The organism is Burkholderia lata (assembly GCF_000012945.1).
GTDB classification, from domain to species: Bacteria; Pseudomonadota; Gammaproteobacteria; order Burkholderiales; family Burkholderiaceae; genus Burkholderia; species Burkholderia lata.
In genome coordinates this window covers 2,269,252-2,290,065 of sequence record NC_007511.1, presented here as the reverse complement: position 1 = coordinate 2,290,065, position 20,814 = coordinate 2,269,252, and the positions used below count along the sequence as shown (strand labels likewise).

Here is a 20,814-nt window from a genome sequence, read left to right as displayed (position 1 = left end):
ACGACGCAACGACAGGAGCGCAACGCAATGGATGGGGTAGCGAACAAGCCGGACTGCATGGTGTCGGTCCGCGAACGGTTCGGGTTCGATTCGGACCTGATGGTGCCCGCGTTCAGCACGCGCGACGATCACGTGCCCGATATCGACGACGCCTACCGTTTCAACCCGGACGTCACGCTCGCGATCCTCGCCGGTTTCGCGCGCAACCGCCGTGTGCTCGTGCAGGGGATGCACGGCACCGGCAAGTCGACGCATATCGAGCAGGTCGCGGCCCGGCTGAACTGGCCGTGCGTGCGGGTGAATCTCGACGGCCACATCAGCCGGCTCGATCTCGTCGGCAAGGATGCGATCGTCGTGCGCGACGACGTGCAGGTGACCGAGTTCCAGGAAGGGATCGTGCCGTGGGCGCTGCAGCGGCCGGTCGCGCTGATCTTCGACGAATACGATGCGGGTCGGCCCGACGTGATGTTCGTGATCCAGCGGATTCTCGAACGCGACGGCAAGTTCACGCTGCTCGACCAGAACCGCGTGATCCATCCGCATCCGTCGTTCCGGCTGTTTGCGACCGCGAACACGGTCGGGCTCGGCAACCTGAACGGGCTCTACCACGGCACACAGATGCTCAACCACGCGCAGATGGACCGCTGGAACGTGGTCGCGACGCTCGACTACCTGCCGCGCGACGAGGAGATCGGCATCGTGCGCGCGCGCGTGCCGGAACTCGCGGATGAAGCCGGCCGCCCGCTGCTCGAATCGATGGTGAGCCTCGCGGAACTGACGCGCAACGGCTTCGCGACCGGCGACCTGTCGACGCTGATGTCGCCGCGCACGGTGATCAACTGGGCCGAGAACTGCCAGATCTTCCGCGATCCGGCGCTCGCGTTCCGGCTCACGTTCCTGAACAAGTGCGACGACGCCGAGCGGCCGGTCGTCGCCGAGTATTACCAGCGCTGTTTCGGCGACGAGCTGGCGGTCGCGTCGCGCGTCGGCGGCGTCGAGCCGGGAGCCGGGCGGTGAGCGCCGATCGCGACGCCGCGCGCCGCGCGTCGGCGCGCGAAGCGCTGGGCGCGTCGACGGTACGCGCGCTGACACGCGACGCGGCGCTGCATTACCGCGCGGGCCGTGTGTGCCGCGACCTGCGGCCGCTGCCGATCCATGCGCCGCACCTGCGGGCCCAGGCCGCCGACGACGATCTCGCATCGTGGCGCGGCGCGGCCGACGGCGCCGCGCTGCGCATCCTGCATTCGGATGCCGACCTGCATCGCGCGCTGTCCGGCGACGATCCGGTCGAACGCGTGCTGTTCGAAATGCTCGAGCAGTTGCGTTGCGAATCGCTCGCGCCGCCCGCCATGCGTGGTGTCGTGCAGAACCTGCGTCATCGTTTCGAAACCTGGTCGCGCGCGTTTCACCGGTCGGGGCAGGCCGATACGCATGTCGGGATTCTCGTGTACACGGTCGCGCAGATCGCATGGTCGCGGCTGACGGGCTGGCCGGTGCTCGAGGAGACGGAGGACCTGATCGAAGCGTCGCGCGCGGCGATCGTGCCCGAGATCGGTGTGCAGCTCGCGGGGCTCAAGCGGTGCCGGCACGATCAGCGCGCATTCGCGGAACATGCACTCGCGCTTGCGAAGCACATTGCGTCGATGATCCGCGACGCGCGTGCGGCCGTCGTGGAAACGGCGACGGATGACGCACGCGAGCAGGACGATGCACTGACGAATTTCTCGCTGTGGGTCGATTTCGACGAGACAGGCATCGATTTGCCGGCACTCGTGGAAACGGGCGACAGCGTCGTGCTGCAAGGCGGCGACGCCGTCTACCGTGCGTACACGACGCGTTACGATCGCGAGCTCCGGCCGGCGGCGCAGATCCGCGCGGCACTGTTGCGCGAGTATCGCGACCGGCTCGACGGCCAGGTCGCCGCACAGCGGATCAACGTTACGCGGCTCGCCCGTGTGCTGCGCGCGGCGCTGGTCGTGCCGCAGGCCGACGGCTGGTCGTTCGGCGAGGAGCACGGCCGCCTCGATGGCCGCCGGCTCGCGCAACTGGTCAGCTCGCCGGCCGAACGGCGGCTGTTCCGGCTCGAACGCGTGCGGCCGCACGCCGACTGCGCGCTCGCGTTCCTGATCGACTGTTCCGGGTCGATGAAGACGTGGATCGACGGTGTCGCGCTGATGGTCGACACGCTGGCCCGCGCGGGCGATGCCGCCGGTCTCGCAACCGAAGTGCTCGGCTTCACGACGCTCGCCTGGAACGGCGGTCGCGCGCGGCAGGACTGGCTTGCGCGCGGCAAGCCGCGCCATCCGGGCCGGCTCAACGAAACCGGCCACCTGGTGTTCAAGGACGCGGATACCCGCTGGCGACATGCACGCACGGGCATTGCCGCACTGTTCAAGGCCGACCTGTTCCGTGAGGGCGTCGACGGCGAAGCGGTCGAATGGGCGTGCGCGCGGCTCGCGGCACGGCCGGAGGCGCGCAAGATCCTCGTCGTGATCTCGGACGGCAGCCCGATGGATGGTGCGACGGCGCTCGCGAACGATCCGTTCTACCTCGACAACCACCTGAAGCAGGTGGTCGCGCGCCAGGAGGCGGCCGGCCGCGTCGAAGTCCTCGGGCTCGGCGTCGGGCTCGATCTCGGCCCGTATTACCGGCACCGGCTGGCGATCGATCTTGCATCGGCGCCCGATATGAAGCGGCTCGTCGAAATCGCCCGCTTCACCGCCGCGCGACGTCAAGCGCGATGCAGCAGCGGCGGCAGCGACGTCGCGATCAGCCCGATGCCGATCGCCATCAGCACACCGAACGCAAGCCGGCGCAACGCGACCGGCGACAACGGCGGCGGGTAGTGGCGCGCGGCCACCGTCGTCAGCATCACGACCGGCGTGGCGATCGCGGCCAGCAGCCAGATGTCGCGATCGAGCTGGCCTTCACATGCGCTGTACAGCACGCGCGTGGCCGAAGTCGTCGTGAACAGCACGATCAGCGCGCAGCGAATCTGCACGAGCGTCAGCGGCTGCCGGTAGAACTGGAAGATCAGCGGCGGTCCCGATACGCCGAACATCCCGCTCAGCAACCCGCCGAACAGGCCGCTGACGAAGAAGCTGCGATTGTCCGAGCGCTCCGTGAGCGGCGCCGGCCGCAGCGCGGCGCTCAGGCCGCCGTACAGCACGACCGCGCCGAGGATCAGTTGCAGCAGGTCGGCCGCCGAGCGGCTCAGGCATTCGAGCAGCAGCACGCCCGCGACGACCGACGGCAGGATGCCGAGCGTCGCCGCGCCGACCGCGCGCCAGTCGATGTGATGCAGCCGGCCGGGCAACGCGGTCGCGCCGTTCGCGAGCGACACGACGCTCATCAGCGTGGCGACGGTGGCGAGTGGCGCGAGCCCGAAGCCGCTCGTCGCGCCCATCACGATCATCCCGAGCCCGAAGCCGGTAACGGTCTGGAAATAGCTGCCGGCGCCGATCACCGCGATCAGGATCGCCAGTTTGTCGGCTGTCATGCGTGTGCGGCCTCGCCGGTCGCGGCGCGCTGCGCGGCCGCCTGCGCCTGCACGGTGGTCGCCGCGATCACGTGATACACGTCGTCGGCGCTGCAACCGCGCGACAGGTCGTTCGCGGGGCGGCGCAAGCCTTGCAGCAGCGGGCCGACGGCCTTTGCGCGACCGATCCGCTCGGCGAGCTTGTAGCCGATATTGCCGGCTTCGAGGCTCGGGAACACGAGCACGTTTGCGTGGCCGCCCACCTGCGAATGCGCGATCTTGCGCTCGGCGATTTCCGCGACGATCGCCGCGTCGAGCTGCACGTCGCCGTCGATCGCGAGCGTGGGGCGCCGTTCGCGCACGTGCGCGGTCGCGGCCGTCACCTTGTCGACTGCCGCATGATGCGCGCTGCCGCTCGTCGAGAACGACAGCATCGCGACGCGCGGCGCCTCGCCGAGCAGCGCGTGCGCGCTGTCGGCGGCAGCCATCGCGATCTCGGCGAGCTGGTTGGCATCCGGATCGACGACCAGCGCGCAGTCGGAGAAGATCAGCCCGCCCTTGATCGTGTGAAACGGCTCGCACAGCATCATCAGGAAGAAGCTCGACACGATCCGGAACGCCGGATCGACGCCGATCAGCTGGATGGCTGCACGCACGACGTCGGCCGTCGCATGCACGGCGCCCGCGACCGAGCCGTCCGCGTCGCCGAGCCGCACCATCAGGTTCGCGTGGCAGAGCGGGTCGAGTACCGCATCGCGCGCGGCATCGGCCGTCATGCCCTTGTTCTTGCGCAGCGCATGCAGCGTGTCGGCATAGGCATCGCGTTGCGCGGCGGTGGCCGGGTCGACGAGCGTCATGCCGTCGAGGTCGATCGCGTCGCGCGCAGCCGCGGCGTGAATGGCCGCACGGTTGCCGACGAGCACGATGCGGGCGATGCCGTCGTGCGTCGCGCGCGCGGCGGCCTGCAGCACGCGCGGATCGTCGGCTTCGCACAGCGCGATGCGCATCGGCTGGCGGCGCGCGGCGTCGAGAATGCGGTCGAGGGCTTTCATCGTTCGCTCGGGTAAAAAAGAAAAAACGGCCGGATGCGGCGGCCCGCACGGGGCACGGCGTCCGGCCGGAGGGCCGGCCGCGCGAGAGGGGCGCGCGACCGGCAACGGGTTGCGTCAGCGACGCGGCATCACACGTAGTCCTTGTACTTGTCGAGCGTGCGCACAGGCTTCGACAGCGCATCGCGGCGGAACGGATCGCCGAGTTCGCGCGTGCACATGATCTCGATGATCGTCGTCTTGCCTTCGTTCATCTGCATGTCGATCGCACGCTTGAGCGCCGGGCCCACATCTTCGAGGCGGTCGACCGTGATCCCTTCGGCACCCATTGCACGCGCGATTTCCGCGAAGCTCTGGTTGTCGAGTTCGCCGGCGACGAAGCGGCGGTTGTAGAAGTCGACCTGGTTCTTCTTCTCCGCGCCCCATTGACGGTTGTGGAACACGACGGCCGTGACCGGGATGTTGTGGCGCACGCAGGTCATCGTTTCCATCAGGCTCATGCCCCACGCGCCATCGCCCGCATACGACACGGCCGGGCGGTGCGGTGCCGCGACCTTCGCGCCGATGATCGTCGGGAACGCATAGCCGCAGTTGCCCCAGCTCATCGCCGCGAAGAAGCTGCGCGGCTTGTTGAAGCGCAGGTAGCTGTTCGCGACCGAGTTGATGTTGCCGATGTCGGTCGACACCATCACGTCCTCGGGCATCGCCTTCTCGAGTTCGCGCAGCACCTGGCGCGGATGCAGGTACTGGCCGCCGCTGAACGGCTTCTCGTGCTTCTGCTCCTCGATCATGTCGAGGCTGTACGCGTCGCGCTCGTGCGTCCAGTCGTCGAGTTCCTTTTCCCACGCGGCCTTCTCGGTCGCGATCTGGTCGGCGCGATCGCCGCGCGAGCCGTCGCACGCGAGCGTGCGGCCTTCGAGGCGTTGCGTGAGCGCGACCGCCGCGGCCTTCGCGTCGCCGCAGATGCCGACCGAGATCTTCTTCACGAGGCCGAGCATCTTGTGATCCGCGTCGATCTGGATGATCTTCGCGTCCTTCGGCCAGTAGTCCATCCCGTGCTGCGGCAGCGTGCCGAACGGCCCGAGGCGCGAGCCGAGCGCGATCACGACGTCCGCGCGCGACAGCAGCTTCATCGCCGCCTTCGAGCCCTGGTAGCCGAGCGGGCCGCACCACAGCGGATGGTTCGCCGGGAACGAGTCGTTGTGCAGGTAGCTGTTGACGACCGGCGCGCCGAGCCGTTCGGCGAGCGCCTTGCATTCCTCGATCGCATCGGCCATCACGACGCCGCCGCCCGAGATGATCACCGGGAACTTCGCCTGCGCGATCAGCGCGGCCGCATCGTCCAGGCTCTGTTCGCCGCCGGCGCCGCGATCGAGCCGGCGCGGTTGCGGAATCTCGACCTTGACCTTGCCGTAGAAGTAGTCGCGCGGGATGTTCAGCTGCGTCGGGCCCATCTCGGCCTGCGCGCGGTCGAAGCAGCGCGCGGTGAATTCGGCCATCCGCGCCGGGTGCGTGACATGGCCCTGGTATTTCGTGAATTCCTGGAACATCGGCAGCTGGTTCGCTTCCTGGAAACCGCCGAGGCCGATGCCCATCGTGCCGGCTTCCGGCGTGACGATCACGACCGGGCTGTGCGCCCAGTACGCGGCCGCGATTGCCGTCACGCAGTTGCTGATGCCGGGGCCGTTCTGGCCGATCACGACGCCGTGGCGGCCCGATACGCGCGCATAGCCGTCGGCCATGTGGCCCGCGCCCTGTTCGTGCACGACCGGGATCAGGCGGATGCCGGCCGGCGCGAAGATGTCCATCGCATCCATGAACGCGGAGCCCATGATGCCGAACATGTCGGTCACGCCGTTGGCCGCGAGGGTCTCGACGAAGGCTTCGGACGGCGTCATGTCCTGCGGACCGTTCGCCGATGCACGCAGGGAAGTGGATTGTTCGCTCATGGGTTGTCTCCGATTGTTCAATTAACGGAACGTCTTGTTCCAGATGCTATTTGCTGGGGAAAGCCGGTCAAGTCATTCCGCCCGCTGCCGGGGAATGTGGAATGAAATGAAATGATTCGTTTCAAAATGCGCGTGGGGCACGGTGGCCGGGGCGGTCCGTTCAGGCTGGCTGCTTCGGCCGTTCCTTGCGGAACGCGCGCTTGACGGCGATCAGCCCGTCGCGGAATTCGAACAGGTCGCAGCCTTCGGCTTCGATGCGCCAGCCTTCGGCGTGCGTGCCCGTGAACACCCATTCGGAGACGCCGCGCTCGCCGGCGACGTAATGGCGGTCGCGACCCCAGTGCGCGTCGGGGAAGGTCTTGAACACGGCTTCGAACGCAGCGCGCACCGCGTCGCGGCCGACGAAGCGGGTGCCGTGGATGTCGGGGCCGCCGGCCGCGTCGAATACGCAGTCTTCGGTCATGAAGCCCATCAGCGCGTTGGCGTCGTGCCGGTTGAATGCGTCGGAAAATGCCGCGAGCGTGGCGGCCGTGACGGGGCCGGTGAGCGTGTCTGCCATAACGTGTCTCCTGTCGAATGGTGGGCGGTGCGCAAGGCGCTGGCGCGCATGCGGCACGCGGTATCGACACGTTAGTGAGCGCTCGTTTTTGGCGGTAGCGCCAGTCGGGAGGTTTCGCTTGGGCCAGGGGGAGACGCCGGGCCGGCGCGCCTGTCTATCGGCGCCCCGTGGGTTCCCGGCGGCGGGTTCGTTGACGCGCATCGACAGGAATCATCGACGCGGAGCGATGAGCAAAATGATCTGCTGCGGGGAATATCGCGAAACCGTTGCAGTGGCGCGATGAGTCGCGGTGGCCGCCGATCGCGCGGCAGCGATGCCGGCCGGCGAGGGGATGCATCGGAAGGCCCGATGCACCCCCGCCGGTCATGTGGCCGTCAGGACGCCGCCATCCCGACGCCGAACACGTGCATCTTCCCGGCGCTCACCTGGCGCGGCAGCACGATGCTCGTCACCACCTTGCCGGGCGGCACCGGAATCTTCTGCGCAAAGATGTAGGTCTTGACGTTGTCCTGCTGGCCGCCACCCGAGTTGCGGTACGCCATCGTGACGGTGATCGCCGCGCTGGCGTGCGCGCTGCCGCCGTTCAGCGTCCAGTCGTCGAACGCCAGCGTGACAGCCTGACTCGAGCCATCCGCGAAATTCAGCTGCGCGGTGCCGCTGCTCGGGCCATTGTTGGACGAGCCGAGCACCACGACGCCGGTGCCGGCCGATCCCGGCGGCAGCATCACGGTCTGGCCGACGGTCACGGTGTTGTCGAGCGAGAGCGGCCCGCCTGCCACCGCCACGCTGGCGCCGGCCACCGCGAACGGCTTGCCGGGCTGCACGCCCGCCGCTGCCAGCGCATTCAGCGAGTAGCTGAACAGGCTGCCGTCGAAGTCCGCGCCCTGGCCGTCGGTATTGGTTGCACCGTCCGCGCTGAAGCCGCGATTGTTGTAGCTGTCGACCGCGTTGACCGCCACCGGCACGCCGAACGACGGCGGCTGCTTCCGGCTGCCCCATTGCGACGGCGCGCTGCCCATCGCGAAGTGCAGCGTCGCGCCGTTCGCGATGTCGTCGTACGCGACCCACGGCACATCGTGAGCGCGACCGTTGATCGACAGCGACTGCACGTAGCTGGACGCGGGCGCACCCTCGGCGCGAATCCGCCACGTGCGGCCGTTGCCGAGCCGTACGTCGATCTGCGGGAACTGCGGACTGCCGATCGCCAGGCCCGCCACGCCGGGGATCTGCGGATACAGGCCCAGCGCGCCCCAGACATACCAGCCCGACACGGCGCCGAGGTCGTCGTTGCCGGGCAAGCCGTCGGGGCCGGTGCCGAACGCGCTGGCGAGGATCTGCTGCACCACGCGCTGCGTGCCCGACGGCTGCCCGGCCCAGTTGTAGAGCCAGGGCACCTCGAAGGTCGGTTCGTTGCCCATGTAGAAGTTGGGCAGGCTCAGGCCGGCATTGAGCACCGTGAAGAACTGGTCGAGCCGCGACGTCACCGCCGCATTGCCGCCCAACTGCGCGAACAGGCCGGCGCCGTTGTACGGCACCATCCACGTGTACTGCTCGGCATTGCCTTCCACGTAGTTGTCGCCGCTGCTCGGCGTCTCGGGAATCCACGCGCCGTTCGACTGGCGTGCCGCGATCAGCGGCGGCGTCAGCGCGGTGTTGAGCAGGTTCTGCCAGTAGGCCGAGCGGCTCAGCAGCATGCGCTGCGTGGCGGCATCGCCGAGTGCCCCGGCGAAGCGCGAGATCGCGAAATCGCTGCTCGTGTATTCGAGCGTGGACGAAGCCTGTCCCCACTCGCCGTTGGTGATGTAGCCGGTCTGCAGGTAGCTTGCGCGACCGCCGTTGGTGGTCACGTTGTTGCAGGCCGTGCCGGGGATGTTCGCCATCTTCACCATGTGCTGCAGCGCGGATTGCGTATCGAAGCGCCGCGCGCCGAACGCATAGGCATTCGAGACGATCAGCGAACCGGCGTCGCCCGGCATCACGCCGTCCTCGACGTTGTCGTTGACCCAGTGCGGAATCGCGCCGCACTGATCCGCGTCGTTGACCAGCGACTGGATCATGTCGCTGGTTTCGGACGGGTTGAGGATCGACTTCAGCTGGATCAGCGAGCGGTAGATGTCCCAGCCCGAGAACGACGAATACTGGGCCTGCTGGCCCTTGGCGACCTGATGCACGGTGTTGTCGAAGCCGATGTACTGGCCGTTCACGTCGCTGAAGATGCTCGGTGCCCACAGCGCGTGATACAGCGCCGTGTAGAACTTCTTCTTTGCGTCGAGCGTGCCGCCCGCCACGCGGATGCTGTTCAGGCGGTCATTCCAGATGCGATCGGCCTGCGTTCGCATGCCCGCGAAGTCCCAGCCGCGATTTTCCGCGTCGAGGTTGGCTTTCGCGTTCGCGACGCTGACGTAGGAGATGCCGATCTTCATCCTGACCGTCTGGCCGGAGCGGAACCCAAGCTGGGCCACGCCGTGCGAAATCGAGGCCGACGTGAAGGCCTGGTCGAAGGCGGCGTAGAAGTAGACGGGCACCGGTACCGAGTTGCCGCAGAAACCGCCGCCGACCGTGCTGCCCGAGATGGCGCTGTCGGAAACCTGCGTGATGGCGCCGGTGGTCGAAGTCTTGGTGTTGGTGCGGGTGGCGTCGAGTACCAGCAGGGCCGGTTTGCCGGCCGGGTACGCGAACTGGCCGAAGCCGGTGCGCAGGGTGGCGGTCAGCTCCACCTTGATCTGCGAGTCGAGCAGCACGGCATAGTAACCCGGCCTGGCCGTTTCATTCGCATGACTGAAGGTCGGCACGAGCTGTGTCGCGTCGGTGGTCGGCATGACCGGAAATTCGCCGTTGTTGCCGCTGCAGCCGGCGCCTGGCATGTGGGTCAGGCTGAAACCCTGGATCGAGTGGATGTCGTAGTAGTAGCCGGCGGGCGAGTTCGGCTCCTGGCTGCTGTTCGGCGCGGGCGTGGTGTTGGTGTCGGGCGCCCACTGCACCATGCCCGACGGCAGGCCGGCGGCCGGTTCGACGCTGCCGGCCTGTCCCGCCGGTACCGGGTTCGGCGAATTGCTCGCGAGCGTGCCGATCAGCGGATCGACGTACTGCGTCAACGACAGGTTGCGGTTGTCATCGAGATTAGTTGTGTCGGCCACGGCTTCCGACGGGCGTGTCGCCAATACCGACGCCGCAGTTCCGTCGCTGCCGTCACCGCCTCCGCACCCGCTCAACGCGTACGCCGCGGCCAGGATTGCCGCGAGCGTCGTGAATCGAATCATGATCGCCCCCTCCGGTTGTCCACGCACTTTTTTCTTTGGCAATCCAATCGATCGAACCGTTGATTCGTCGTCGCGGGTTGCCGTCTTTCAGCGTCGTAACACTAGGATTTGGACGAATCCGTTGTCAACCGGAATTGGAGAGTTGTAATGTTTTTATTGGATTTACTAAACGAATCGAAACGAGACGAATCCCGGTGATGTCGTGTCGAAATCGCAAGGTAGCGACGTGCAAAAGCGAGCGACGCACGTGGTGTCCAATGAGGCGGCAGGTAAATAACCTGCCAGTCGGATCGATGCATTTCGCGTTCACGCCTGTCGTTCACCGATACCCGAAAAGATGATCCGCGAGCGCGCGGCCGTGAGTCACCCCGCAGGGTGAACACGGCCGATCGTCGAAACGGGTTGGCTGACCGCCGCACACGCGACGTTCGTGCTTCCGGTTGACTGCACAGCGCCGGCGCACGACGCCTTTGCGCCTGAGGTCAGGCCCCCGGACGTTGCGTGCGCACACATTGCGCGAGCGCACGCACACCCGGCTCGATCCGCTCGAGCGGGATCGCGGAAAATCCCATCCGGAAGCAGCGTCGCGCATCGCCTTCGTCGTTCATGAAGAACACGCTGCCCGGCTCGATCAGGATGCCGGCTTCCTGCGCATCGGCGGCGAGGCGCGTCGCATCGAGCCACGGCGGGCCTTCGACCCAGCACGACGCGCCGCCCGTCACCTGCACGTAGCGCGCTTCCGGCAAATGCGCGTCGAGCGCAGCCATCAACGCCTGCGAGCGCTCGCTGTACGCATGCGCGAGCCGGCGCAGCAATGCGTCGTGATGGCCGAGCGCGAGAAAGGTCGCGAACGCGCGCTGGATATACGCGACCGGGTGGCGCACCATCAGCCGCCGCAGCGCACGCAGCTCGCGGATCAGCTCGCGCGGCCCGACCACGTAGCCGAGCCGCAGCCCCGGCGCGAACGTCTTCGACAGGCTGCCGACGTAGATCACGCGGTCGGCCGTGTCGAGGCTCTTCAACGCCGGATGCGGTGTGCCGGAAAACGTGTTCTCGCTCTCGTAGTCGTCCTCGATGATCACGAAATCGTGCTGCTGCGCGCAATCGAGCAGCACGCGGCGCCGCTCGACCGGCATCGTCGCGGTGGTCGGGCACTGGTGGCTCGGCGTCACGTACACGTAGTCGCAGCGCGAGAGCGTATCGCCGAGCGTGGCGGGTGCGATCCCGTGGCCGTCGACGGGCAGCGGCAAGAGCCGCGCGTTGCGGTTCTCGAAGATGTTGCGCGCGTCCGGATAGCCGGGATTCTCGAAACCGACCGTCGTGTGCTTGCCGCACAGCAGATCCGCGATCAGGTACAGCGCCTGCTGGCAGCCGTTCGTGACGACGATCTCGTCGGGCATCGCGAACACGCCGCGCCGCGGCAGCACGCGCGTGCGGATCTGCTGGATCAGCGATTCGTCGTCGCGTTCGATCAGGTCGGGCGCCCAGTTGCGGATCTCCATCACCGACAGCGCCTTCAGGCAGCATTCGCGCCAGTCGTTGGTCGGAAACAGCGACTGGTCGAATTGCCCGTAGATGAACGGAAATTCGTAGTGCTGCCAGTTCGCGGGCTTCACGATGTTGCGCTGCCTCGACGGCGGATGCGCGATGCGCTTGTCCCATGCGGGGCGGCCGGGCGTTTCGTCGCCGCCGCCGGGCTGTGCAGCAGGCTTGGCGGCCGCGAAGCCGGGCAGGCCCTCGAGCATCTTCGGGTTCACGAAGTGCCCGCTGCGTTCGCGCGAGATCAGGTAGCCCTCTTCGACGAGCATCTGGTACGCAAGCACGACGGTGTTGCGCGCGACGCCGAGCTGGTCGGCGAGCTCGCGGCTCGACGGCAGCGCGGCATCGGGCGCGAGCTGGCCGTCGAGGATCGCGGCCACGAGCATCCGCCGGATCTGGTCCTGCAGGCTCGACGCCGACGACCGCCGGAACTGCTGGGCCCATAAGGCGGTCGGGGTACGACTCGGCATGCTTCCTCCTGTGATCGGTGCGGGAAACGCGAGGCGGTGCGCGTGGTGCGCGCGCGGCCCGCGAGGGGCGCGGTGTCGCGAGAATACGCGCGTCGCGCCGCGGATGTGGACTCAATGAAATGTGTCGTCTGGCACTACTGCGCGCCGACGTGGCAAGACGATACTCAAACCGTCGCCCCTGGACGATCCGGATAAGTCCCCGGTTCGCGGGCGCAGGGAGGCGTGCGCGCATCGCGTTCGCCTGCAGCGTGATGCAAAGGAGAGGGACGCCATGCACGTCGTCGTGTTCAGGGATCGCTGCGAGCGCGTGATCCGCATCGTGTTCGACGACGCACGTGCGACGGCGGTCGCGTATCGCGACGACGAGGCGATCGGCGAACTTGGCATCGACGACGACGATGGCGGTGGCGGTGCCGCGCGATCGCCGGCGCTCACGCGGCTGTTCGTCGAACCCGCGTATCGGCGCAGCGGCATCGCGCACACGCTGCTGGCGTGCGCGTCGCGCGAATTCGGCCGGCCGATCCGCATCGATGCCCGCGCGCGTGAATGGCCCGATACGCCGGCATGGGCGACGCTGTGCCGCTGCCTCGAATACGAAGGGCTGGTGGTGGTGCGGTAACCGAAAGCGTGGCCACGATCACGCTACACGAAGACGGAGACGACATGAGCACGGTCCTGAAGCCGATTCCCGCATCCGACGTGCGCTACGAAGCGTTGCGCATCGACGGGCAGCGCGTGTGGCGCGACGCAGTCATCGACGTGCGCAACCCGTACGACGGCTCGCTGGTCGGCACCGTGCCGAAGGCGACGCTGGACGACGTCCGGCGCGCGTTCGCGGTCGCACGCGCTTACCGGCCAACGCTTACGCGCCACGATCGTTCGGCGATCCTGCGTCGTGCAGCCGACATCGTGCGTGCGCGTACGGCCGAGATTGCCGGGCTGATCACGGCCGAGTCCGGCCTGTGCGTCAAGGATTCGACCTACGAAGCCGGCCGCGTGGCCGATGTACTGACGTTCGGCGCGGGTGAAGTGTTGAAGGACGACGGGCAGATCTTCTCGTGCGACCTGACCCCGCACGGCAAGAAACGCCGCGTGTACACGCAGCGCGATCCGCTGCTCGGCGTGATTTCCGCGATCACGCCGTTCAACCACCCGATGAACCAGGTCGCGCACAAGATCGTGCCGTCGGTCGCGACCAACAACCGGATGGTCGTGAAGCCGTCGGAGAAGGTGCCGCTGTCGTGCTACCTGTTCGCGGACATCCTGTACGAAGCCGGCCTGCCGCCGCAGATGCTGCAAGTGCTCACCGGCGACCCGAAGGAGATTGCCGACGAGCTGATCACGAACCCGGCGATCGACCTGATCACGTTCACGGGCGGCGTGTCGATCGGCAAGTCGATCGCGTCGCGGATGGGCTACCGGCGCGCGGTGCTCGAACTCGGCGGCAACGATCCGATCATCGTGATGGACGATGCCGATCTCGACGAAGCGAGCACGCTGGCGGTGTCGGGTTCGTACAAGAACTCGGGGCAGCGATGTACCGCGATCAAGCGGATGCTCGTGCACGAGTCGGTAGCCGACCGCTTCACGGAGCTGGTGGTCGAGAAAACGCGCGCGTGGTCGTATGGCAATCCGGCCGATCCGTCGGTCGACATGGGCACGGTGATCGACGAGGCGGCCGCGAAGTTCTGCGAGCAGCAGGTGAACGATGCGATCGCGCGCGGGGCGCGGCTGCTGGTCGGCAACGTTCGCAACGGCGCGCTGTATTCGCCGACGGTGATCGATCGCGTGACGCCCGACATGCCGCTGGTGAAATACGAAACCTTCGGCCCCGTATCGCCGATCATGCGCTTCAGCGACATCGACGAAGCGATCCGGATGTCGAACAGCACCGACTACGCGCTGTCGTCGTCGGTCTGCACGAACCGCTTCGACCACATCACGCGCTTCATCACCGAGCTGGAAGTGGGCAGCGTAAACGTGCGCGAAGTGCCGGGCTACCGGCTCGAGCTGACACCGTTCGGCGGCGTGAAGGATTCGGGGCTCGGTTACAAGGAAGGCGTGCAGGAAGCGATGAAGAGCTTCACGAACGTGAAGACGTACTCGCTGCCGTGGTGAGCGTGGCGGGGAAGGGCGTACCGCGCCCTCCCGCCGCCAACGGCATTACTGATAGAAGTTGAGCGTGACCATCGCCGAACGGCCCGGCGCCCACGTCGCGTAGATCGGATACGCGCTCGAGTAATACTTCTTGTCGAACAGGTTCTGCACGTTGAGCTGCACGTCCATCGTCTTGTTCACGCGCCAGGTTGCGGCCGCGTCGAAGCGTGCGTAGCCGGGCGTCCATTTCTTCGTCGTCGCGGATACCGACGCGTAGGTCTGGCTCATCACCGTCGCACCGGCGCCGAGCGTGAGCTTCGGCATCACGTCGTAGCTCGTCCACAGCGTGAAGTTGTGCTTCGGCACCATCACCATCGGCAGGCCCGACGCACCCGGGCTGCCGGGGCCTGCATCGGTCGTGATCGCGTTCAGGTACGAGTAGCCGCCGAACACGTGCCACTTCGGCGTCACATTGCCCGCGAAGCCGAATTCGACGCCGCGCACGCGTTGCTTGCCCGCATTGACCGTGTGACCGAGGCCGTCGCTCACGCGCGCATTGGTCTTCTCGGTCTGGAACAGCGCCGACGTCAACGACAGCTGATCCTGCAGCACGTCCCACTTCGCGCCGATCTCGATGTTGCGCGAGCGCTCCGGTGCGAGATCCTGGTTCGTCGCGGTGATCTGGTCGGTGCCGCCGCCGAGGCCGCCGTTCGAACCCGGCGGGTTCGACGACGTGCCGTACGACGCATACAGGCTCACGTTGCTCACCGGCTTGAACACGAGGCCGAACTGGTAGCTGAACAGGTTCGACGTGTTCGACAGGTCGGCCACGCCGGCCTGCTTGCCGGTCGTGTCGTAGCGGTCGAAGCGCAGCCCGGTGTTGAACTGCCAGCGCTCGGACAGCTTCACGGTATCGAAGATGTACGCGGACACCGTGTCGGTGCGCGTGTTCGTCGTCGGGCCGGGGAAGCCCTTGTCGCCGTTCAGCACGATGTTGCCGGTCCACGGCATGTTCGGGTTCCAGCCGCCCGCGAGCGGCGTGCAGTTGCCGGCCACCGAGCACGGGCCGCCCGAGCGGATGTTGTTGCCGGCCGAATCCGACACGAGGTAGCCCTCGTAGCGCGCCTGTTCATGGCTGAACTCGACGCCGGCCGTCATCGTGTGCTTCATGCCGAACAGGCTCGCGCTGCCGGTCACTTCGGTCTGGTTCGAGAAGCCGTTGAGCGCGTACTTGCCGCTCTTCGCCTGCAGGCTCAGCATGTTCGGGTTCGACGCGAGGATCTGCGGGTTCGTCGCGACGTAGTCGAGTGTCGAGCGGCCGAACATCGTCGTGTTCTTCAGCTTCCAGTCGTCGTTGAGCTTGTGCTCGACGCGCACCTGGGCGGTGTCGGTCTGCCCGTAGCGGTAGTCGCGCGTGTTCAGCCCGAAGAACTGCCCGCGATCGGTCGGCACCGGCGTGCCGCCCGACGCGCGGAACGGCACGCTGAAGTCCGGCATGTCGTACGAGTTCATGTGGTAGTAGCTGACCGTGACCGTGGTCGGCGTATTCAGCCCGAACACGATCGACGGCGCGACGCCCCAGCGCTTGTTGTACACGTCGTTGCGGCCGGCCTGGTTCGCGTCGTGACCCATCACGTTCAGGCGCACGGCCGTCGTGTCGTTGATCTTGTGGTTCGCGTCGACCGTCGCGCGCTTGTAGCCGTCGGTGCCGAAACCGATGCTGCTGTTGATGAAGTCGTCGTTCTTCGGCGTCTTCGTGACGATGTCGATGCTGCCGCCCACCGAGCCGCGGCCCGCATAGACCGAATCGGGGCCCTTGATCACGCTGATCTGCTCGACCGCGAACGTTTCGCGGTTCTGCAGCCCCGAGTCGCGCATTCCGTCGACGAAGATCGAGTTGCGCGATTCGAAGCCGCGGATCACCGGGCGATCGGCCGACGGGTTCGCGGCTGCATCGCCGCCGAGGAACGTGATGCCCGGCACCGAGCGCAGCGCGTCGGCGAACGACGTGACGTTCTTTTCCTTGATCAGTTGCTCCGGGATCACCGTGATCGAACGCGGCGTGTCGAGCAGCGGCGCGGTGAACTTGTACGACGGCGAACGCTTCACCTGCAGGTCCGACGGTGCGGTCGACTTGACGTTGATCGTCGGCAGCGTTGCTTGCACGTCGGCGGACGGGGCAGGCTGGTCGGCGGCGGGGGCGGAAGCAGGGGCGGTTTCGGCGGAGGCGAGCAGCGGCGTCAGGAAAACGGAGCAGGTCAGCGCCGACACGAGGGCGCGAGGCCTCGTCTTGAACTGGGCGGGCATATCGAGAGGCAGCAGAAGGTTCGGTGAGCAGGTGCGTCTTCTCGATACCGGCCGGGCCGCGCCGAACATCGGAAAACGTCAATGTAAATGCGTATGATTCGCGTTTGCGGTCGCAATTGTACGGATTGGTACCAATTCTGTAAACGATCGAATGGGTTTTGTACTAATTTGGTCAGGTCTTCGTGGGGGCGGGATCGCCTTTGCGTCGCGTGCAACACGGCTTTCCATCGCCCGCCCGTGCGTGCGGCGGCAGTGACTCGATACACTGCCGTACCGGTTGGACGGGCCCCGGCAAGCAGGCCCCGAGCAAGGAGACAACACACGATGGACACCCCACGCGCAGCAGTCGTCACGTACCGAGGCGAAGCGATCGAGAACACGCACGTCGCCCATGTGGCGGTGGTCGATGCACGCGGCAAGTTGCTGGCCCGGTTCGGCGATCCGTTCCGGATGACGCTGGCGCGCTCGGCGGCCAAGCCGGCGCAGGCGCTGTCGGTGATCGAGACGGGTGCGCCCGAACGCTTCGGCTTCGACGATGCGGACATCGCGTTGATGTGCGCATCGCACAGCAGCGAGGACCGGCATATCGAGCGCGCGCGCGCGATGCTCGCGAAGGTCGCTGCACACGAATCGGACTTGCGTTGCGGCGGCCATCCGCCGTTGTCCGACGCGGTGTACCGCTCATGGATCAAGCGCGACTACACGCCGACCGGCGTGTGCAGCAACTGTTCGGGCAAGCATGTCGGGATGCTGGCCGGCGCGCAGGCGATCGGCGCCGCGATTGCCGATTACCATCTGCCCGATCATCCGATGCAGGTGCGCGTGAAGCACGTGGTGGCCGATGCGTGCGGGCTGCGTGACGACGAAGTGGGCTGGGCGATCGACGGGTGCAACCTGCCGACGCCGGCGTTTTCGCTCGACCGGCTCGCGCGGCTCTACGCGTCGCTGGCCGACGGCGCGGATACGGTGGAGGCGGGCGGTGACGCGATCACCGATCGCGTGCGTGCGCTGGCGCGGATTCATCGTGCGATGACCGCCTATCCGGAGCTGGTTGCCGGCGACGGGCGCTATTGCACGGTGCTGATGAACGCGTTCGACGGGCAGGTGGTCGGCAAGCTCGGCGCCGATGCGTGCTACGGGATCGGCGTGCGGGCGTCCGAGCGCACGCGGGCGCTGGGTGCCGACGGCGCGCTCGGCATCTCGGTGAAGATCGAGGACGGCAATCTCGACGTGCTCTACATGGTCGTCAGCGAACTCCTCGAGCGGCTGCAGATCGGCACGGCCGCGCAGCGCGCGCCACTGGCCGGCTTCCATCGGCCGCGGATGGTCAACACACAGGGCGTCGAGATCGGGCACGCCGCGTTCCCGTTCGAATTGCAGCCGGGCTGAACGGTGCGGATGCGCTGACGCCGCCGGCCCGCGACCCGGGCCGTGCGTGGCGGCGTGCGCGCGCGTCTGCCTGTCGGTCGGCGCGAGCGTGAAGGCGAGCGCGTGCGCTACGCGCTAAGCGCCGCGAATCTTCGTCAGTTCCAGCGCCGACAACTCGCCGACATGCGCGAGGTGTTCCGCGAGAAAGTCCTTCAGCACGCGCAGCTTCGCCGAGCTGCGCCGGTTCGCGAGATACGCGATGTAGATGTATTCGCCCGTCAGCCGGTTCTGCAGCCGGTAGCGCGGCAGCACGGCTTCGAGCCGGCCGCTCGCGAGCAGGTCGCGCACCAGCCAGATCTCGAACTCCGCGATGCCGAGCCCCGCGCAGGTCGCTTCGAGCAGCAGCTCCGAGTGGTCGGTGACGAGGTTGCCGGCCGGCAACAGGCTGTGATGCGCATCGCCGTTCACGAGATCCCAGCGCGGATCGCCTTCCGGATGCACATAGCGCAGGCAGTTGTGTTGCTTGAGCTCGTCCGGCGTGGACGGGCGCCCGCAGCGGTCGAGATAGCCGGGCGTCGCGCACAGGATGCTGTCGTTGCGCGACAGGCGGTGGACGACGAGGTTGTCCAGGTAGTTCTCGCCTTCGTGAATGTCGAGATCGAAGCCGCCGGCCACGAGGTCGTTGTGGTTGTCGGTGAGCCGTACGTCGAGTTGGATCGTCGGGTAGCGCGCGAGAAACGGTGCGACCAGCGGCGCCAGATGGCGGCGGCCGAATGCCACCGGCGCGGTGAGCTTCAGCGGGCCGCTCGGCTGCGCATTCAGCTCGGCGACGACGCGCAAGGTGTCGTCGAGATCGGCGATCAGCGTGACGGCGCGTTCCAGGTAGATATGGCCGGCTTCGGTGAGCGTCACGCTGTGCGTCGAGCGGTGCAGCAGCGCGACGCCGAGGGCCTCCTCGATCGCCGTGACCTTGCGCGCGACGGTGGACGTCGACACATGCATCTCCTTCGCGACCGCCGAAAAACTCCCCGTTTCGACCACTCTGACGAACGCGCGCATCGCGCCCATGTGATCGATGCCGGTTTCTCTCGCGCCTTTTTTCATTCGATTCTCGCTGTTGCGTCCCACGCAAAACCGCTTTCGATAATACAGAAGCGAGCTTGTTTTTGCAAAGGCATAGAATGCGAACCCGTCGCGTCGGGAAGCGGCGAACGACGAGCGGCACGAGACACCCAGGAGGGCACGATGACAGAAAACGGCTTCCGCGTCGAAGCGGATCTTTTAGGTAAACGAAGTATTCCGGACGACGCGTACTACGGCGTCCATACGCTGCGCGCGAAGGAGAATTTCGACATTTCGGGCCGCACCATTGCGTCGCTGCCGTACCTCGTGATGGCGCTCGCCGCGGTGAAGGAGGCCGCAGCCGACGCCAACTGCGAGCTCGGGCTGCTGCCGCAGCCGTGCCGCGATGCGATCGCCGCCGCGTGCGTCGAGATCCGCGAAGGGCGCCTGCACGACCAGTTCGTCGTCGACATCATCCAGGGCGGCGCCGGCACGTCGACCAACATGAACGCGAACGAGGTGATCTGCAACCGCGCGCTCGAAATCATGGGGCACGCGCGCGGGCAGTACGAATACCTGCATCCGAACGAGCACGTGAACCTTGCGCAGAGCACCAACGACGTCTATCCGACCGCGATCCGCGTCGCGACCTGCTTCGCGGTCGAGCACCTGCTCGAAGCGATGGCGCGCCTGCGCGATGCGTTCGCCGAGCGGGCCGACGCGTTCGCCGGCTTGCTGAAGCTCGGCCGCACGCAGCTGCAGGACGCGGTGCCGATGACGCTCGGCCAGGAGTTCTCGACCTACGCGGTGATGCTGACGGAAGACATCGCGCGCCTGCAGGAAGCCGGCTGGCTGATTCGCGAGATCAACCTCGGCGCGACCGCGATCGGCACGGGGATCACCGCGCATCCGCAGTACGCGGAGAAGGCGCTGGCGGCGCTGCGGCGCATCACCGGGCTCGACCTGAGCACCGCGCCGAACCTGATCGAAGCAACGCAGGATTGCGGCGCGTTCGTCCAGGTGTCGGGTGTGCTCAAGCGGATCGCCGTGAAGCTGTCGAAGATCTGCAACGACCTGCGGCTGCTGTCGAGCGGCCCGCGCGCGGGGTTCGGCGAAATCAACCTGCCGCCCGTGCAGGCCGGCTCGTCGATCATGCCCGGCAAGGTGAATCCGGTGATCCCGGAAGTCGTCAACCAGGTCGCGTTCGAGGTGTTCGGCAACGACCTGACCGTGACCTTCGCCGCCGAGGCCGGGCAGCTTCAGTTGAACGCGTTCGAGCCGGTGATCGCCAGCGCGCTGTTCCGCAGCTTCAGCCACCTGACGGCCGCCTGCACGACGCTCGCGCAGCGGTGCGTGAGCGGGATCACCGCGAACCCGGAGCGGCTGCGCGAAACGATGGAGCGCTCGGTCGCGCTCGCGACCGCGCTGAACCCGTACATCGGTTACAAGCGCGCGACCGCCGTGGCGGCCGAAGCGCATGCGACCGGCAAGTCGATCCGCGAGGTCGTGCTGGAGCGCGAGTGGATGACCGATGCGCAGGTCGAAGAAGCGCTGCAGCCCGAAGCACTGATCCGGCCGCGCGTGCTTTGACGCCGACTGCGCGGCGCCGGCGCATGCCGCCGGCGGCCCGCGCGCGATAGAGCCAGAAGCGCGCCCCGCGCGGGGCGCGACACATC

At 67.1% G+C, this 20,814-nt stretch carries 14 protein-coding genes; 6 read left to right on the top strand and 8 right to left on the bottom strand.

Annotation, left to right across the window (positions count from 1 at the left end; all coding sequences use genetic code 11):
- Window positions 1-27 precede the first annotated feature (27 nt).
- Window positions 28-1,017 (top strand): AAA family ATPase, encoded by a 990-nt coding sequence (locus tag BCEP18194_RS32735; protein WP_011355594.1) that lies wholly within the window; start codon window positions 28-30, stop codon window positions 1,015-1,017.
- Window positions 1,014-2,846, top strand: a complete 1,833-nt coding sequence (locus BCEP18194_RS32730) for a cobaltochelatase CobT-related protein (RefSeq protein WP_011355593.1) — start codon at window positions 1,014-1,016, stop codon at window positions 2,844-2,846. Before BCEP18194_RS32735 ends, BCEP18194_RS32730 begins: the two co-directional genes overlap by 4 nt.
- Here the strand turns inward: BCEP18194_RS32730 and BCEP18194_RS32725 are convergent.
- The 6 genes from BCEP18194_RS32725 to BCEP18194_RS32700 form a co-directional block, all read right to left on the bottom strand.
- Window positions 2,732-3,499: a sulfite exporter TauE/SafE family protein gene (locus BCEP18194_RS32725; protein WP_011355592.1), complete on the bottom strand. Its 768-nt coding sequence runs from the start codon at window positions 3,497-3,499 to the stop codon at window positions 2,732-2,734. The two genes, BCEP18194_RS32730 and BCEP18194_RS32725, sit on opposite strands and share 115 nt — an antisense overlap.
- Window positions 3,496-4,530, bottom strand: coding sequence for a phosphate acetyltransferase (pta, locus tag BCEP18194_RS32720; RefSeq protein WP_011355591.1), 1,035 nt, complete (start codon window positions 4,528-4,530; stop codon window positions 3,496-3,498). The genes BCEP18194_RS32725 and pta overlap by 4 nt, the downstream gene beginning before the upstream one ends.
- Window positions 4,531-4,658: 128 nt before the next feature.
- The gene (gene xsc, locus BCEP18194_RS32715) at window positions 4,659-6,476 is read right to left on the bottom strand and encodes a sulfoacetaldehyde acetyltransferase (protein ID WP_011355590.1); all 1,818 of its coding nucleotides are present in this window, start codon (window positions 6,474-6,476) and stop codon (window positions 4,659-4,661) included.
- A gap of 160 nt (window positions 6,477-6,636) precedes the next feature.
- On the bottom strand, window positions 6,637-7,035 hold the full coding sequence (locus BCEP18194_RS32710; RefSeq protein ID WP_011355589.1) for a nuclear transport factor 2 family protein: 399 nt from the start codon (window positions 7,033-7,035) through the stop codon (window positions 6,637-6,639).
- A 374-nt stretch (window positions 7,036-7,409) separates the two neighbouring features.
- Entirely contained in the window at window positions 7,410-10,295 is a 2,886-nt protein-coding gene (locus tag BCEP18194_RS32705; RefSeq protein WP_011355588.1) for a GH92 family glycosyl hydrolase, read from the bottom strand.
- Between the two features lie 482 nt (window positions 10,296-10,777).
- Window positions 10,778-12,304 (bottom strand): PLP-dependent aminotransferase family protein, encoded by a 1,527-nt coding sequence (locus BCEP18194_RS32700; protein ID WP_011355587.1) that lies wholly within the window; start codon window positions 12,302-12,304, stop codon window positions 10,778-10,780.
- Window positions 12,305-12,575: 271 nt separating this feature from the next.
- On the opposite strand from BCEP18194_RS32700, the gene BCEP18194_RS32695 reads away from it, so the two are divergent.
- Both BCEP18194_RS32695 and phnY read left to right on the top strand, forming a co-directional pair.
- Window positions 12,576-12,923 carry a GNAT family N-acetyltransferase gene (locus tag BCEP18194_RS32695; protein ID WP_011355586.1) on the top strand — a complete coding sequence of 116 codons (348 nt, stop codon included), beginning with the start codon at window positions 12,576-12,578 and terminating at the stop codon, window positions 12,921-12,923.
- A gap of 44 nt (window positions 12,924-12,967) precedes the next feature.
- Entirely contained in the window at window positions 12,968-14,422 is a 1,455-nt protein-coding gene (gene phnY / locus BCEP18194_RS32690) for a phosphonoacetaldehyde dehydrogenase (protein ID WP_011355585.1), read from the top strand.
- A 45-nt stretch (window positions 14,423-14,467) separates the two neighbouring features.
- On the opposite strand, the gene BCEP18194_RS32685 is transcribed toward phnY, so the two are convergent.
- The gene (locus BCEP18194_RS32685) at window positions 14,468-16,708 is read right to left on the bottom strand and encodes a TonB-dependent receptor (RefSeq protein WP_041493335.1); all 2,241 of its coding nucleotides are present in this window, start codon (window positions 16,706-16,708) and stop codon (window positions 14,468-14,470) included.
- Between the two features lie 324 nt (window positions 16,709-17,032).
- On the opposite strand from BCEP18194_RS32685, the gene BCEP18194_RS32680 reads away from it, so the two are divergent.
- Window positions 17,033-18,097, top strand: coding sequence for an asparaginase (locus BCEP18194_RS32680; RefSeq protein ID WP_011355583.1), 1,065 nt, complete (start codon window positions 17,033-17,035; stop codon window positions 18,095-18,097).
- 114 nt (window positions 18,098-18,211) lie between these two features.
- On the opposite strand, the gene BCEP18194_RS32675 is transcribed toward BCEP18194_RS32680, so the two are convergent.
- On the bottom strand, window positions 18,212-19,180 hold the full coding sequence (locus BCEP18194_RS32675; RefSeq protein ID WP_041493334.1) for a LysR family transcriptional regulator: 969 nt from the start codon (window positions 19,178-19,180) through the stop codon (window positions 18,212-18,214).
- A 141-nt stretch (window positions 19,181-19,321) separates the two neighbouring features.
- Here BCEP18194_RS32675 and BCEP18194_RS32670 point away from each other — a divergent pair, with 141 nt between their 5' ends.
- Complete coding sequence (locus tag BCEP18194_RS32670) at window positions 19,322-20,728, top strand: aspartate ammonia-lyase (protein ID WP_011355581.1); 1,407 nt, start codon at window positions 19,322-19,324, stop codon at window positions 20,726-20,728.
- Window positions 20,729-20,814: the final 86 nt, after the last annotated feature.

What these genes read in the sequence shown, in the direction of transcription:
- BCEP18194_RS32735 (WP_011355594.1), top strand. Translation starts at nt 28, where the DNA reads ATGGATGGGGTAGCGAACAAGCCGGACTGCATGGTGTCGGTCCGCGAA.
- BCEP18194_RS32725 (WP_011355592.1), bottom strand. Translation starts at nt 3,499, where the DNA reads ATGACAGCCGACAAACTGGCGATCCTGATCGCGGTGATCGGCGCCGGC.
- pta (WP_011355591.1), bottom strand. Translation starts at nt 4,530, where the DNA reads ATGAAAGCCCTCGACCGCATTCTCGACGCCGCGCGCCGCCAGCCGATG.
- xsc (WP_011355590.1), bottom strand. Translation starts at nt 6,476, where the DNA reads ATGAGCGAACAATCCACTTCCCTGCGTGCATCGGCGAACGGTCCGCAG.
- BCEP18194_RS32710 (WP_011355589.1), bottom strand. Translation starts at nt 7,035, where the DNA reads ATGGCAGACACGCTCACCGGCCCCGTCACGGCCGCCACGCTCGCGGCA.
- BCEP18194_RS32705 (WP_011355588.1), bottom strand. Translation starts at nt 10,295, where the DNA reads ATGATTCGATTCACGACGCTCGCGGCAATCCTGGCCGCGGCGTACGCG.
- BCEP18194_RS32700 (WP_011355587.1), bottom strand. Translation starts at nt 12,304, where the DNA reads ATGCCGAGTCGTACCCCGACCGCCTTATGGGCCCAGCAGTTCCGGCGG.
- BCEP18194_RS32695 (WP_011355586.1), top strand. Translation starts at nt 12,576, where the DNA reads ATGCACGTCGTCGTGTTCAGGGATCGCTGCGAGCGCGTGATCCGCATC.
- phnY (WP_011355585.1), top strand. Translation starts at nt 12,968, where the DNA reads ATGAGCACGGTCCTGAAGCCGATTCCCGCATCCGACGTGCGCTACGAA.
- BCEP18194_RS32685 (WP_041493335.1), bottom strand. Translation starts at nt 16,708, where the DNA reads ATGCCCGCCCAGTTCAAGACGAGGCCTCGCGCCCTCGTGTCGGCGCTG.
- BCEP18194_RS32680 (WP_011355583.1), top strand. Translation starts at nt 17,033, where the DNA reads ATGGACACCCCACGCGCAGCAGTCGTCACGTACCGAGGCGAAGCGATC.
- BCEP18194_RS32675 (WP_041493334.1), bottom strand. Translation starts at nt 19,180, where the DNA reads ATGAAAAAAGGCGCGAGAGAAACCGGCATCGATCACATGGGCGCGATG.
- BCEP18194_RS32670 (WP_011355581.1), top strand. Translation starts at nt 19,322, where the DNA reads ATGACAGAAAACGGCTTCCGCGTCGAAGCGGATCTTTTAGGTAAACGA.